Source organism: Pseudomonas marginalis (assembly GCF_008692035.1).
Taxonomy (GTDB): domain Bacteria; phylum Pseudomonadota; class Gammaproteobacteria; order Pseudomonadales; family Pseudomonadaceae; genus Aquipseudomonas; species Aquipseudomonas marginalis.
The window spans coordinates 23216-36301 of record NZ_VTFG01000005.1 but is presented as its reverse complement, the minus strand read 5'-3'; the positions used below and the strand labels follow the sequence as shown (position 1 = coordinate 36301).

Annotated in this window: 15 protein-coding genes; 3 read left to right on the top strand and 12 right to left on the bottom strand. The window is 63.0% G+C overall.

From position 1 onward, the window contains the following. The first annotated feature begins 81 nt into the window (after nucleotides 1-81). Together feaR and FX984_RS31760 are read left to right on the top strand one after the other, a co-directional pair. Nucleotides 82-1044 carry a transcriptional regulator FeaR gene (gene feaR / locus FX984_RS31765; protein ID WP_146477524.1) on the top strand — a complete coding sequence of 321 codons (963 nt, stop codon included), beginning with the start codon at nucleotides 82-84 and terminating at the stop codon, nucleotides 1042-1044. Between the two features lie 15 nt (nucleotides 1045-1059). After that, nucleotides 1060-1689 carry a TetR/AcrR family transcriptional regulator gene (locus tag FX984_RS31760; protein ID WP_146477526.1) on the top strand — a complete coding sequence of 210 codons (630 nt, stop codon included), beginning with the start codon at nucleotides 1060-1062 and terminating at the stop codon, nucleotides 1687-1689. Nucleotides 1690-1712: 23 nt separating this feature from the next. Here the strand turns inward: FX984_RS31760 and FX984_RS31755 are convergent, their stop codons facing one another. From FX984_RS31755 to FX984_RS31730, 6 genes are all read right to left on the bottom strand, one after another. Continuing rightward, complete coding sequence (locus tag FX984_RS31755) at nucleotides 1713-2483, bottom strand: SDR family oxidoreductase (RefSeq protein ID WP_146477528.1); 771 nt, start codon at nucleotides 2481-2483, stop codon at nucleotides 1713-1715. After that, nucleotides 2476-3276, bottom strand: coding sequence for an SDR family NAD(P)-dependent oxidoreductase (locus tag FX984_RS31750; RefSeq protein ID WP_146477530.1), 801 nt, complete (start codon nucleotides 3274-3276; stop codon nucleotides 2476-2478). The genes FX984_RS31755 and FX984_RS31750 overlap by 8 nt, the downstream gene beginning before the upstream one ends. Next, nucleotides 3269-4090, bottom strand: coding sequence for a molybdenum cofactor biosynthesis F family protein (locus tag FX984_RS31745; protein WP_065923951.1), 822 nt, complete (start codon nucleotides 4088-4090; stop codon nucleotides 3269-3271). The genes FX984_RS31750 and FX984_RS31745 overlap by 8 nt, the downstream gene beginning before the upstream one ends. A gap of 85 nt (nucleotides 4091-4175) precedes the next feature. Continuing rightward, on the bottom strand, nucleotides 4176-4835 hold the full coding sequence (locus FX984_RS31740; RefSeq protein WP_027603484.1) for a helix-turn-helix transcriptional regulator: 660 nt from the start codon (nucleotides 4833-4835) through the stop codon (nucleotides 4176-4178). Between the two features lie 57 nt (nucleotides 4836-4892). Then, nucleotides 4893-5258, bottom strand: coding sequence for a cupin domain-containing protein (locus FX984_RS31735; RefSeq protein WP_027603485.1), 366 nt, complete (start codon nucleotides 5256-5258; stop codon nucleotides 4893-4895). Nucleotides 5259-5289: 31 nt separating this feature from the next. Next, nucleotides 5290-6588 (bottom strand): NAD(P)/FAD-dependent oxidoreductase, encoded by a 1299-nt coding sequence (locus tag FX984_RS31730; RefSeq protein WP_146477532.1) that lies wholly within the window; start codon nucleotides 6586-6588, stop codon nucleotides 5290-5292. 239 nt (nucleotides 6589-6827) lie between these two features. On the opposite strand from FX984_RS31730, the gene hpaR reads away from it, so the two are divergent. Beyond that, nucleotides 6828-7250, top strand: coding sequence for a homoprotocatechuate degradation operon regulator HpaR (gene hpaR / locus FX984_RS31725; protein WP_027603487.1), 423 nt, complete (start codon nucleotides 6828-6830; stop codon nucleotides 7248-7250). A gap of 41 nt (nucleotides 7251-7291) precedes the next feature. Here hpaR and hpaI read toward each other — a convergent pair whose 3' ends face one another. Genes hpaI through hpaE form a run of 6 tightly spaced genes read right to left on the bottom strand, consistent with a single transcriptional unit; the run spans nucleotide 7292 to nucleotide 13086 of the window. After that, the gene (gene hpaI, locus FX984_RS31720; protein ID WP_146477534.1) at nucleotides 7292-8095 is read right to left on the bottom strand and encodes a 4-hydroxy-2-oxoheptanedioate aldolase; all 804 of its coding nucleotides are present in this window, start codon (nucleotides 8093-8095) and stop codon (nucleotides 7292-7294) included. 13 nt (nucleotides 8096-8108) lie between these two features. Further along, nucleotides 8109-8912, bottom strand: coding sequence for a 2-oxo-hept-4-ene-1,7-dioate hydratase (gene hpaH / locus FX984_RS31715; RefSeq protein ID WP_027603489.1), 804 nt, complete (start codon nucleotides 8910-8912; stop codon nucleotides 8109-8111). 12 nt (nucleotides 8913-8924) lie between these two features. Further along, entirely contained in the window at nucleotides 8925-10229 is a 1305-nt protein-coding gene (locus FX984_RS31710; RefSeq protein ID WP_108574574.1) for an MFS transporter, read from the bottom strand. A gap of 51 nt (nucleotides 10230-10280) precedes the next feature. After that, nucleotides 10281-10673, bottom strand: coding sequence for a tautomerase family protein (locus FX984_RS31705; RefSeq protein ID WP_027603491.1), 393 nt, complete (start codon nucleotides 10671-10673; stop codon nucleotides 10281-10283). Between the two features lie 45 nt (nucleotides 10674-10718). Continuing rightward, the gene (gene hpaD, locus FX984_RS31700; RefSeq protein WP_027603492.1) at nucleotides 10719-11576 is read right to left on the bottom strand and encodes a 3,4-dihydroxyphenylacetate 2,3-dioxygenase; all 858 of its coding nucleotides are present in this window, start codon (nucleotides 11574-11576) and stop codon (nucleotides 10719-10721) included. 49 nt (nucleotides 11577-11625) lie between these two features. Further along, complete coding sequence (hpaE, locus tag FX984_RS31695) at nucleotides 11626-13086, bottom strand: 5-carboxymethyl-2-hydroxymuconate semialdehyde dehydrogenase (protein WP_027603493.1); 1461 nt, start codon at nucleotides 13084-13086, stop codon at nucleotides 11626-11628.

Sequence of the window (13086 nt, the reverse complement as noted above, 5' to 3'; positions counted from 1 at the left end):
GGTATCACGGACTTGTTGCGCCTATATAGATAACATGTTAACTATTAGCCAACAAAAACAAGAAACCATTGTGGAGATGCCATGAGCACCTATCAGTCTGCGCACTATGGGTTGGAAACCTGGACTCGGGATCTGCGAGCGGCCTGCGGCCATTTCGACACGGAACTGGCCTTCAACCGCTCACTGTTCATCGGTGAAGTGTCCAGGCACTCCCGGGGCGGCCTGTCACTGGCCAACCTGCGCACCAACGCCGGCCTGATCAAACGCGAGCGACCCAATGCCGATCACGATATGGACCAGCATTGCTTCCTGGTCAGCCAGCGCAGCGGCTATTGCCAGATCACCCAGAACGGCCAGGTCATTCAATTGGCCCCCGGCGATATGTTGCTGATGGACTCCACGGGTTCGATCGAGATCAGCCCCTTTGGCCTTATCGAACATGCCTCGCTGTCACTCTCGCGCAACGAAGTGTGCAAGCAACTGGGCAGCGCCTCGAAAACCTTCGGCAAGATCTCTTCGAGCAAGGCCTGTGGGCGCATGCTCCACGTGTTGATGGACCAGCTGTGCCGCGAGGGCCTGGAGGGTCAGGATTCGATTGAAGAGGCCGAGGCGCTGCAAGCGGCGTTTGTTTCGCTGCTCGGTTCAGCCTTCGAACTGCATGACGCCCCAGGCGACAGCGCCACATCCTTGCACGGCAGTAACCTGCGCAGTTATGTACAGAAAGTCATCGACGAGTCCCTGACCCAACCCGGCCTGAGCCCGGTGGGCCTGGCCAGCCGCTTGAACATCTCGGTGCGGCATTTGTACCGCTTGTTTGAAGAGCAGGACGACAGCGTCTGCCGCTACATCCAGCGTGCGCGGCTCAAGCGCAGCGCGGACGATCTGACCAACCCGTTCCTCAAGAGCGAGTCGATCACCTCGATTGCCTACAAGTGGGGCTTCACCGATTCCGCGCACTTCAGCCGCTCGTTCAAGAAGCAATTCGAGCTGTCGCCCAAGGATTTTCGTTCCACTCATCTGCAGCAAGCGGTCGGTGCGGCATAGGGTATCGATGGATCAATGAAACCGCTCACCCTGTCGGCCCATAACATTTGTGCAGTCGCGGTCGAACACTTTGCCGCTTATGGCTACGACGCTTCATCGCTGAACGAAATCGCGGTCGGGGCGGGCATGCGCAAGGCCTCGCTGTACGCGCACTTTGTCAGCAAGGACGCGCTGTTTCAGACGGTCTTCGAGATTGCCCTGGCCCATGAACACCAGTACATCGCGCAGTGCTTCAAGGAAGAGGCCGGGCACCTCGGCGTGCCTGGGCAATTACACCTTGAGCGGTTGCGCCGGCGCTATGCAGGGTCGGCGCACCTGCGTTTCCTGCTGCGCACGGCCTACTTTCCGCCGGCGGATATTCGCAGCGTGATTACGACAGGATTTGAGGGCTACCTGGCGAGCATTCGCGAGGATTTCCAGCGTGCCGCGCAAGGGCGGTATCGGATGGTACGACCCGAGGCGCTTGAGGTGTTTTGTGACGCTTACCTGGGTATCGTCGACAGCCTGCATGTGGAGCTGATCTATTCGACGCCCCAGGGTTACGTCAAACGGCTTGCGGCGTTGTCGCGGGTGTTCAGTGATTCACTGTCGCTGCTTGAAGGGGCGAGCGCTATTCAACGGATACACCGCCCCTCCCAGATTTGATCCGGTTTACAACCTGATGGAGGTCATTTCACCTCAGGCAGCGTCGAGCCGCCGTCCACCACGATGGTCTGCCCGGTGATGTAGGTCGCCAGGTCGGAGGCCAGGAACAGCATGGCCCCGGCAATATCCTGAGCGGCACCGAGGCGTCCCAGGGGCACGCGGCTGGCGATGTCGGCATTGACCTGGCTGTCGCCCAGGTTATCCATGGCCGGCGTGGCAATCATCCCTGGCTCGACGCCGTTGACGCGCACCTGGTAAGTCGCCAGCTCCAGCGCGGCATTGCGGATAAAGCCGTTGACCCCGGCCTTGGACGCCGCGTAGTGACTGAGCCCGGCATAGGCGACCCGTGGCCCGGTGACCGATGAGGTGACCAGCACGCAGCCACCGCCCTGGCGTTGAAACATCGGCAAGGCGGCCTGGGTCAGCCAGAACAGGGCTGAGAGGTTGACCGCCAGCGTGCGTTCAAGAATGGCCGGAGTGATCTGCGCGAACGCTGTCAACGGAAAGTAGCCGGCGTTGTGCACCAGGATATCCAGGCGACCCCAGGCCAGCTCTATGCCCTTGATGCCTTCGAACACCGCCGTCGCGTCGGCCAGGTCCAGCGCGATGGCCTCGACCTGGCAGCCGCGCGCACTCAAGCCCTCGGCCAATGCCTGGGCTTGTGCCAGGCGCAGGTCGGCGATCATGACGCGGGCGCCACGCCAGGCGAACGCCTCGACGATGGCCTGGCCGATACCCTGGGCGCCGCCGGTGACCAGCACGGTTTTTCCGCTGAAATCCAAGTCTTCAGGCATGTGCACGCTCCATATGGACGTAAGCCAGCGTGGGTACATCGACAATGCTCGAACCGCCATCGGCGACCACGCTGGCGCCGGTGATGATCGCGGCATCCGGGCTGGCCAGGAAGCGGCACACCTTGGCGATTTCCTCGGCGCTGGCGGGACGCCGCAACGGCACGTCGGCGCATACGCGGGCATAGGCTTGCGGCAGGGTGTCGCCGTGGAAGCTCATCAGCGGCTGCATTTCCTCGTCGGCCATGGGCGTGGTAACCCAGCCGGGACACACCGCGTTCACCCGCACACCGCGTGGGCCGTAATCCCGCGCCAGGGAGCGATTGAGCCCGAGCAGCGCATGCTTGGCGGTGGTGTAGCCGCATACTTCGGGTCCGGCGGCCAGCGAGGCGATGGAACCGAGCAGCACGATATTGCCGGCGCTTTCGATCAGCAGCGGCAGGCAGGCGCGGGTGCTGTAGAACGCGCTGTCCAGGTTGCTGCGCAAGGCCGCCTCCCAGGTGTGTGGGCTGGTCTGGGTGGCGCTGCCCACGCCATGCCCGCCGGCGCAGGCCAGCAGCACATCGAGGCGGCCGTAGCGCTCACCGATCTGCGCAACGAAACCCTCCCAGGTGGCCGGGCAGGCCGCATCGCCGACCAGCACCAGGCCGCCGGTGTCCTGCGCAATCTGCTCCAGCGGCTCGCGGCGACGGCCGATGAGCACCAGGTTGGCCCCTTCGGCGGCGTACAAGCGCGCGCAGGCGGCACCGATGCCCGTGCCGGCACCGGTGATGACAACGGTGCGTGGATCAGGCATCGGGATACTCCGTGCGGTTGAGCACTTGGCAGTAGGAGCTGACCGGAAAGTTCGACAGCTCATCGAACGACGCGCCGGCATAGCCGAAGATCTTGCCGTCGCTGCGGTGCTGTTGCAGGTCGATCAGCACCAGGCCGAGGGTCGGGATGATCTTTTCGCGCCAGACGAACAGGTACAGCTGATCGGCGATCTTGTAGTAGTGGCAGCGATCGGTATCGCACAGGCCTTGCTCCACGCCCTTGAGGCATTGCCAGGCATAGAACTGATCGTTCAGGTAGATGTGCTCGTAGACTTCGCTGGGGCTGTAGCGATACAGGTTGCGCAGGCCGGTCAGTTCCTGGGTGGGCGCGTGGGGGCATTGGCCCGGCTGCCAGGGTTGATCCAGGCTGCCGTGGAGGAAGTCCACGTCCACCGAGGTCAGGGCCTTGCCGGCCAGGGCGCGGCTGTAGAGGCCTTGCTCGGTTTGTTCGCGGTCCGGCATGCGCCCGATCACGGCGGTGAACGACGACGTGGTGGTGTCCAGCACCAGGCTGATCGACCAAGCCTGGCCGGCTTCATGCTTGATGAAGTCGACCAGGTACAGGCCCGGGCGGACCGAGGTGGCGCGGTAGGCGGCCGAACCGCTGGAGTGACCGTCGGCGGCGTGCCAGTGCAACTGCTCGGTGTCGAAGCGATGCTCGATCTGCCAGCCGTTGGCGAAGTGCAGGGTGAAGGCCTTGCCGTTGAGGTCGGCAAGGTTGGGCAGGATAAACGCGTCGGGGGCAAACCCGTCGGCGAGAGCGCCTACGGTGATCCAGTCGGATGAAGTGGTCATTGCATGGCTCCGGTTGAGGGAATGGACACCCCGGATCATGCGGTTGGCAACCTGGCGTGCCTATCAACCAAAGGGTTGAGGCAACTTAAAGAAACAGCGCGGCGACCAGTTCTGTACGGCTGCTCACACCGGTTTTGCGAAACAGGTGGATCAAGTGCGTCTTGATGGTCGGCAGGCCGACATCCAGCTCCAGGGCCAGTTGCTTGTTGCTCGCACCCTGGCGTAATAACCAGGCAATCTCGCGCTCTTTGGGCGTGAGCCCAGCCAATGCATCGTCGCAGGGCTGCATATTGGCCACGGCCATTTGCAGCAACGCCTGCAAGGCATTGAGCTGAGCCAGTTGGTCGGGGGTAAACACCCCTTGCTCCGCCGTGCGCAGCAAGGAGATGGCCGCCTGGGGCTGGTCCGCGCGATGGGCGACGATCTCCACCACATCGACCACACCATAGCGTTGCAGGAAGTCTTGATAGCGGCGGCTGTCACGCAGGGGCTGGCGGGCCATGGCGAACCCCAGCGGCACCACCGCCAGCCCGCTGGACAGGCAATTGCGCGGTTGCAACGGGTCGAATTGGCGGTAGTTGTCCAGGTAGTCGCGGTGCATTTCACCGCTCATGCCTTGCAGCCTGAAATCACGGGCCTGCAACTGGCGGTCGACACAATAGAACGCTGCCTGGCTGGCGGGCACCAGTTGAGTGAAAGCCTGCAGGCAATGGCCGGCGACTTCCTGAGCGGGGATGGCGTGCATGGTCAGTCACCTGCGCCGGAACAAACGCTGCCGGCCGAAGCCGGCAGAGGGGAGCGATCAGACTACCGCGAAATAGTGCTTCACAAAACTCTCGCTCACCACCTCCCACAGCACCGGCGTGCCCTGGGTCACGAACCAGCTGTCGCCCGCCTTGTAACGGGTGCTCTGGCCAGTACTTTCGTCGGTCAGCACCACTTCGCCGGTGACCACCGTGGCTTGTTCGGCGAACGGGTAGACCATCCGGAACTTGCCTTGGGTGGTGCCGAAATAGGCGCTGCTGACGGCGTCGGTCGGGGCGCCGAAGGTCATTTTGCCAAAGGCTTTGACTTCGCCTTCGAGGATCTCGGAGCCGAGGTCGGCAACGGTGCCCCAGGCATCGAGGTCCGATAATTGGATGTCTTTCTTCAGGGGGGTAACGGGCATGGCAGTTCTCCTGTGAATGAAACAGCGGGGCTCAACGGCGACCGTTGAAGTAGCCCGAAAGTTGATGAAGGCTTTTGCCAGCCGTTAGCAGCAGCGGGCGGATATGGTCCTTGCCCAGGATCTGCACATGCTTGACCGCGCTGATCAGGTCGTAGCGCGACGAGCCTTCGCTCATGCCCTCGGCCAGGACCTTGCAGATGATGTGGCTGGGCGTGACCCCGAAGCCGGCGTAGCCCTGCACATAAAAGGCATTCGGACGCCCGCTGAGCGTGCCGATCTGCGGGAACAGGTTGGCCCCGGTCGCCATCGGCCCGCCCCACGCCAGGTCGATCTTCACGTCCTTGAGGTAGGGGAAAATCTTCAGCATCAGGTTGCGGTTCCAGGCCTTGAGGTCCAGCGGGATGTGCTCGACGAAAGGCGTGGCGGCACCGAACAGCAAACGGTTTTCGTTGGTGACCCGGTAGTAGTCGATCACCGGGCGGATATCGCTGTAGGCGCCGCGAATCGGGCTGATGCGGTTGATCAGCTCGTCGGATAGCGGTTCGGTCATCAACTGGAAGGCATAGGTATTGACGGTGGTCTTGTGCAGTTCCGGTTCCAGCTTGTTGAGGAAGCTGTCGCAGGCCCACAGCAACTTGGAGGCCTTGACCGAGCCTCGGCCGGTGCGCACGGTGATGCGTTCGCCATAACTGACTTCCAGGGCCGGGCTGTGCTCAAAGATGCGCACGCCGTGGCCGGCCAGGGCCTTGGCTTCGCCCAGCAGCAGATTCAGCGAGTGCACGTGCCCGCCGCCCATGTGCAGCAGCGCGCTGGTGTAGGCGTCGGAACCGATGATCTGCTTGACCTCGGATCCCGCCATAAAGCGGATTTCGTCCTTGGTGTTGATTGACTTGAAGTCCTTCTCCCAGGCGCGCAGGGTTTTTTCCTGGCGGGCGTTGAAGCCCATGTAGCCGTAGCCGTGGCAGAAGTCGGCGTCGATCGCGTACTTGGCGATGCGATCCTTGATGATGCCGGCGCCCAGCTCGCTGATTTCAAAGATCTGGCGCAGGCCTTCGTCGCCGACCTGGTTCTTGATTTTCTCCAGGTCATGGCCGATCCCCGCCATGATCTGCCCGCCATTGCGACCCGTGCCGCCGAAACCCAGGTAGCGCGCTTCGAGCACCACAATGTTGGTGATGCCTTTTTCGGCCAGTTCCAATGCGGTGTTGATGCCGGAGAAACCGCCGCCAATCACCACCACATCGGCTTCCACGTCCTGTTCGAGGGTGGGGAAACTGAGGTTGTATTTCTTGGTTGCCGAGTAGTAGGTCGGCGTTTCGATATTGATCATGGCGCAGCCTGGAAAAGTGAAGGGAAACTCACTGCAGAGCCGACACGAAGCTCTGTGCATGTTGGGGTGTATTAGGTGCCTTCCGCGCGGTAGGTGTCTTGATTCTGTGTGCCGCTGCTCTTGACCGTGGCTGCCAATCATCCACCCTGAATCCGGCCGCGCGGTAAAGCCGCACACGGGCAACAATCGCCAATGCTAGAATGTTGTTAATCTGTTAACTAATTGCGACGCCGCCATCCATGTCCAAACCGCGCCAATCCCTGACCCTCACTTTGCTCCATGCGCGTGAAGCCGCCATGGGGTTTTTTCGCCCTTCGCTCAATCAACACGGACTGACCGAGCAGCAATGGCGGGTCATTCGGATTCTCAGCCAGCATGAGGAGCTTGAGATCAACCGCCTGGCCGAGCTGGCGTGCATCCTCAAGCCGAGCATGACCGGGGTGCTGGTGCGCATGGAAGCGGCAGGCATGGTGGAGCGGCGCAAGGCGCAACAGGACCAACGCCGCGTGCTGGTGCGGCTGGCCGAGAAGGGGCAAGCCTGTTTCGACTCCATGAGCCAGAGCATGGAAGCCAATTACCAGCGCTTGCAGGCGGGGTTTGGCGAAGAGAAGTTGCAGACCTTGCTGACCTTGCTCAACGAACTGAAAACCCTCAAGCGCTAGTTGAGCTAGCCCCACAGCTGCCGAGCGCAAGCGAGGCTGAGTCAGTAGACCCCGCCGGCTGTGACGGCAGGCGCCGGTGAGTCCTTGAAGGCCGCCGCCAGGCTTTGCAGCCCGCGCATCAGCACGGTGGTGTCCACGCCCACCGCCACGAACGCCGCGCCCAGTTCGATGTAGCGCCGCGCCAGTGCCTGGTCGGCGCTGAGAATGCCGGCGGCTTTGCCGGCGTTGCGGATGCGCGCGATGGCGTCTTCGATTGCCGCCTGCACCTCGGGGTGGCCGGGGTTGCCGCGATGGCCCATCGAGGCGCTCAGGTCCGCCGGCCCGATAAACACCCCGTCGACGCCTTCCACCGCCGCAATCGCCTCCAGGTTGGCCAGGCCCTCGCGGTTTTCGATCTGCACCAGCAGGCACATCTGCTCATCGGCGTGGTCGAGGTAACCGGCAATGCTGTTCCAGCGTGAAGCCCTGGCCAGCGCACTGCCGACGCCGCGCACGCCCTTGGGCGGATAGTGGATGGCGTTCACCAGCGTACGCGCCTGTTCTGCGCTCTCCACCATGGGCACCAGCAAGGTTTGTACGCCAATGTCGAGCACTTGTTTGATCAACGCGGTGTCGCCGATCACCGGGCGAATCACCGGCTGGCTGGGGTAGGGCGCCACGGCCTGGAGCTGGCCGAGCAGGCCGCGCAGGTCGTTGGGCGCATGTTCGCCGTCGATCAGCAGCCAATCGAAACCGGCGTTGGCGGCCAGTTCCGCGCAATAGGCATCGGCCAGGCCCAGCCACAGGCCGATCTGGGTTTCACCGCTGCGCAGGCGATGTTTGAAGGTGTTGACAGGCATGTCCATGAGCACTCTCCCGTTAAACGAATCGGCAGGCAATCGAACCCAGCATGTCGTAGTCGACATGGAAGGTATCGCCAGGGTTGGCCGCCACCGGGCGGGTGAAGGAGCCACCCAGGATGATTTGTCCGGGTTGCAGGGTGACGTCATAGGCGGCCAGTTTATTCGCGAGCCAGGCCACGCCCTTGGCCGGGTGATTGAGCACGGCGGCGGAGACGCCGGACTCTTCGATCACGCCATTGCGGTAGAGCACCGCCGGCACCTTGCGCAAGTCGATCTCGGTGGGCCGCACGGCCCGCCCGCCCATGACCACGCCGGCGTTGGCGGCGTTGTCTGAGATGGTGTCGAACACCTTGCGGGTCGCCTTGGTGTGCGGGTCGACCTGCTGGATGCGCGCATCGATGATCTCCAGCGCGGGGATCACCCATTCAGTGGCGTCGAGCACGTCGAACACCGTCACGTTCGGGCCTTTCAGCGGTTTGCCCAGGATAAACGCCAGCTCCACCTCGACGCGCGGCACGATAAAGCGCTCGAAGGGGATGTCGGTGCCTTCATCGAAGAACATGTCGTCCAGCAACGCGCCGTAATCCGGCTCGGTGATATTGGACGAGACCTGCATGGCCCGGGAGGTCAGGCCGATCTTGTGGCCGACCAGCTTGCGCCCGTCCCTGATTTTCTGTTCCACCCAGGCGCGCTGGATGGCGTAGGCGTCTTCGAGGGTGATCGCCGGGTGATCGAGGGAAAACTGACGCACCTGTTCGCGTGAACGTTCGGCCTGGTCGAGGCGCGCGGCGGCTTGCAAAATGAGCGATTGATCAAGCATGGCAAGAGTCTCTTATTGAGGGTTGACGATGGCCGCCCGGGTGCGCAGCACCAGCAGGCCACCGAGAGCAATCAGCAGCGCCAGGACGTACAGGGCCAGGCTGGCGCTCTGGGTGGTGTCGCGCATCCAGCCGATCAGGTAGGGCGCGAAGAATGACGCGATGCTGCCGAACGAGCTGATCAGGGCGATCCCGGCGGCCTGGGTGTTATTGGAGAGGAACGCGGGAGGCAGTTGCCAGAACATCGGCAACGCCGCGCTGGCGCCCATGCCGGCGACGATCAGGCCACCCAGCACCACGGCCGGGTTGGCGGGGGCGAGCCCGGCGATGGCGATGCCCACGGCCGACATCAGCAAGGGCACGCACAGGTGCCAGCGGCGTTCACGCTGGCGGTCGGACGAGCGCCCGCAGCCGATCATGAAAAAACACCCGGCCAGGTACGGCACCGCACTGAGCAGGCCGACCTTGCCGTCGCTGCCGATGCCGGCGCCGTGGATCAGCGTCGGCATCCAGAACGCCAGGGTGTTGACCGCCAGCATCACCGCGAAGTACACCGCCACCAGCAGCCACACCTGTGGGTTGCTGAGAATGGCGGAAAACGAGGTGATGGATTTGCGGTGTTCTTCCCGGTGCAGTTGCTCGCGCAGGTGTTGCTTCTGTTCCGGCGCCAGCCACTTGACCGTCTCGAAGCTGTCCGGCAGGCACTTGAGCACCACCAGCCCGAGCAGAATCACGGGGGCGCCTTCGATGACGAACATCCATTGCCAGCCGCGCAGGCCGCCCAGGTCGTGGAAGTGTTCAAGGATGCCGCCGGACAGCGGGCCGCCGATCACCCCGGCCATCGGCACCGCGATGGCAAACAAGGCGGTGACCTGCGCGCGACGCCCGGCCGGGTACCAGCGGTTCAGAAACACCAGGATGCCCGGGAAGAAACCGGCCTCGGCCACCCCCAGCAAAAAGCGCAGCACATAGAAGCCCATGGCGCTGTCGATCAGGAACATGCAGGTCGACAGCACGCCCCACACCACCATCAGCGTGGCAATCCACCGCCTTGGGCCGACACGGTCCAGGGCCATGTTGCTGGGGACGCCGAACAGCGCGTAGGCCACGAAGAACAGGCCGGCGCCGAAGCCATAGACCGTGTCGCTGAAGTTCAAGTCCGCGCTCATCTGCATCTTGGCGAAGCCGATGTTGATGCGGTCGAGATGGGCGAAGAGGTAGCAGACCAGCAACAGCGGCATCAGCCGCCAGGTGATGGTGCTGTGAGTACGGTCGCGTGCGACCTGGCCGAGGTTGTCGGCGGTATGGGCTGTGCTCATGGTCTTATACTTTTTATCTGAGAGGCCGAGGGTGTGAACGGGCAGGGCGCCTTAACCGACCTGCGCCTTGAGGAACGCATGCACGTTGTTCTGCTTGAAATTGAGCTGCTCGTGCAGTTCGAGCATTTCAAACGACAAGGCCAGCAGGCGCTGGGCCTGAAGCGCGGCGAAGTGCTCGGTGATGACCTCGAACAGGCGCTCGGCGACGTGCTGCCGTGTCGCCAGGTCGCGGCCATGGCCGACCTTCAACGTCATGTGCACGAACGCGTAGTCATGCTTGCCATCGGCCATGCGCCAGGTGTCCAGGCGCACGCCACGGCTGCGGATGCCGCCCAGGGGAAACACGCCGCTGTCGCCCAGGCTGGCGTGGACTTTTTCAAACAGGCCCGGCAGGTCTGCCTGCTGTTCGATGTTGTCGGTGTATTCAGCGATGAAGTGGGGCATGAACGGCTCCTTCAGGCCGCGCGGGGATGCCGCGCGGCCATGCGGTCAAACAGGGAAAATGGCGTTGATCTGCCCGGTGCCCGAGCTGCCGAAGGGTTCGGTGATGATCTCGGCCGGCTTGTCGTAGTCCGGCCCGCCGAGCAAACCGAGAAGCATGGCGGTGTCGTGCATCTTGCCTTCGCCAAAGCAATGCTCGGCGTAGTCCGGGAGCATGGCGCAGAACTCTTTCCAGCGGCCCTGGCGCCACAGTTCCACCACATGCAGGTCGACCTGTTTGTCGAATTCGCGCGTCCAGTTATGGATATTGGCTTCGGCATTGCGGTCGTCGGAGAAGCGGTGCGACAGCGAACCCGAGGCCAGCACCACGACTTTGCGATCGCTCTTCTCGATGGCCCGGCGCACGGCGGCGCCGAAGGTGAAGCTGTCTTGCAGGCGATGCCAGGCACACCAGGCGGCAATCGAAACGACGTTGAAGCTCTGCTCGTCCGGTACGCCCATGTGCATGTAGCGCATCGGCACCAGGGTGCCGTACTCCAGCTCCAGGCTCGGGATGTTGTGGGCCAGGGTACGCACGTCGGCGGCGTTGGCCTCGGCGGCGATCAGTTCGCCCAGCTCCGGGCAGCCGGGGTATTCGTAGGCCATGTTCTTGATGAAGTGCGGCAGTTCGTTACTGGTGTAGATGCCCTTGAAGTGCTCGCCGCTGTTGACGTGATAGGCGCTGTTGACCAGCCAGTGCACGTCGAACACCACGGCGGTATCGGCGCCCAGCTCGCGGGCGCGCCGACCGATTTCCTTGTGCCCGGCAATCGCCGCTTCGCGGCAGCCGTGGTGCTTGCCAGGCAGCTCCGACAAATACATCGAGGGTACGTGGCAGATTTTCGCCGCCAGGACGACTTCGCCCATGATGATGCTCCTGAAATTGTTGTTGTTGTCATCGGGGGACTGGTGTTGCTCAGACGCCCCAACGTGGAATGTGATGGCTGCCCATCGAGATACACACGTTCTTGATCTCGGCGAACACTTCGAAGCTGTACTGGCCGCCTTCACGGCCGGTGCCGGAGCCCTTCACGCCGCCGAACGGTTGGCGCAGGTCGCGCACGTTCTGGCTGTTGATGAACACCATGCCCGCTTCGATGCCATAGGCCAGACGATGCGCCTTGCCGATGTCCTGGGTCCAGATGTAAGACGCCAGGCCGTACTCGGTGGCGTTGGCCAGTTGCAAGGCTTCGGCTTCGTCTTTGAACGGAATCAGGCACACCACGGGGCCGAAGATCTCTTCCTGGGCGATACGCATGGAGTTGTTCACGTCAGCGAACACCGTGGGCTGGATGAACTGGCCCTTGCTCAGATGCGCCGCCAGGTTGGCCGGGCGCTCGAGGCCACCGGCGAGGAGAGTGGCGCCTTCTTCGAGACCGATCTTGATGTAGCCGGTGACCTTGTCGTAGTGGGCCTGAGTGATCATCGAGCCGACCTGGGTCTTCGGGTCTTGCGGGTCGCCGACGATCAGGCGTTTGGCGCGCGCGGCAAACTCGGCGACGAACTGCGGGTACACGCTTTCCTGGATAAAGATCCGGCTGCCGGCGGTGCAGCGTTCGCCGTTGAGCGAGAAGATGGTGAACAGCGCGGCGTCGAGGGCGCGTTTCAGGTCGGCATCTTCGAAGATCAGCACCGGCGACTTGCCGCCCAGTTCCATGGAGTACTTCTTCAGCCCGGCGGTCTGCATGATTTTCTTGCCGGTGGCAGTGCCGCCGGTGAAGGAAATCGCGCGGACATCGGGGTGACGCACCAGGGCATCGCCGGCGGTCGCGCCGTAACCCTGGATGACATTGAGCACGCCTTTTGGAATCCCGGCCTCCACCGCCAGGCGCCCCAGTTCGTTGGCGGTCAGCGGCGACAGCTCGGACATTTTCAGCACCGCGGTATTGCCCAGGGCCAGGCACGGCGCGGTTTTCCAGGTGGCGGTCATGAACGGCACGTTCCACGGCGACACCAGCGCGCAGACACCCACCGGCTGATACAGGGTGTAGTTGAGCATCTGGTCATCGACCGGGTAGCTGTGGCCGTCCATGCGCGTGCAGACTTCGGCGAAAAAATCGAAGTTGTGCGAGGCGCGGGGAATCAACACGTTTTTGGTCTGGTGAATCGGCAGGCCGGTGTCGAGGGTTTCCAGTTCGGCCAGGTGCGGCACGTTCTGTTCGATCAGTTCGCCGAGCTTGCGCATCAAGCGCGCCCGTTCCTTGGCCGGGGTGCCGGCCCATTTCGGGAAGGCTTCCTTGGCCGCCGCCACGGCTTGCGCGACTTCCTCGGCGCCGCCGCTGGCGACTTCTCCGATGGCTTCGCCGGTGGCCGGGTTGTAGTTGACGAACACGTCTTTGCTTTCGACCTCACGGCCGTTGATCCAATGTTTGATCAT

Bases quoted from the DNA above. Each gene is read 5' to 3' on its own strand.
- feaR (WP_146477524.1), top strand. From the start codon at position 82: ATGAGCACCTATCAGTCTGCGCACTATGGGTTGGAAACCTGGACTCGG.
- FX984_RS31760 (WP_146477526.1), top strand. From the start codon at position 1,060: ATGAAACCGCTCACCCTGTCGGCCCATAACATTTGTGCAGTCGCGGTC.
- FX984_RS31755 (WP_146477528.1), bottom strand. From the start codon at position 2,483: ATGCCTGAAGACTTGGATTTCAGCGGAAAAACCGTGCTGGTCACCGGC.
- FX984_RS31750 (WP_146477530.1), bottom strand. From the start codon at position 3,276: ATGCCTGATCCACGCACCGTTGTCATCACCGGTGCCGGCACGGGCATC.
- FX984_RS31745 (WP_065923951.1), bottom strand. From the start codon at position 4,090: ATGACCACTTCATCCGACTGGATCACCGTAGGCGCTCTCGCCGACGGG.
- FX984_RS31740 (WP_027603484.1), bottom strand. From the start codon at position 4,835: ATGCACGCCATCCCCGCTCAGGAAGTCGCCGGCCATTGCCTGCAGGCT.
- FX984_RS31735 (WP_027603485.1), bottom strand. From the start codon at position 5,258: ATGCCCGTTACCCCCCTGAAGAAAGACATCCAATTATCGGACCTCGAT.
- FX984_RS31730 (WP_146477532.1), bottom strand. From the start codon at position 6,588: ATGATCAATATCGAAACGCCGACCTACTACTCGGCAACCAAGAAATAC.
- hpaR (WP_027603487.1), top strand. From the start codon at position 6,828: ATGTCCAAACCGCGCCAATCCCTGACCCTCACTTTGCTCCATGCGCGT.
- hpaI (WP_146477534.1), bottom strand. From the start codon at position 8,095: ATGGACATGCCTGTCAACACCTTCAAACATCGCCTGCGCAGCGGTGAA.
- hpaH (WP_027603489.1), bottom strand. From the start codon at position 8,912: ATGCTTGATCAATCGCTCATTTTGCAAGCCGCCGCGCGCCTCGACCAG.
- FX984_RS31710 (WP_108574574.1), bottom strand. From the start codon at position 10,229: ATGAGCACAGCCCATACCGCCGACAACCTCGGCCAGGTCGCACGCGAC.
- FX984_RS31705 (WP_027603491.1), bottom strand. From the start codon at position 10,673: ATGCCCCACTTCATCGCTGAATACACCGACAACATCGAACAGCAGGCA.
- hpaD (WP_027603492.1), bottom strand. From the start codon at position 11,576: ATGGGCGAAGTCGTCCTGGCGGCGAAAATCTGCCACGTACCCTCGATG.
- hpaE (WP_027603493.1), bottom strand. From the start codon at position 13,086: ATGATCAAACATTGGATCAACGGCCGTGAGGTCGAAAGCAAAGACGTG.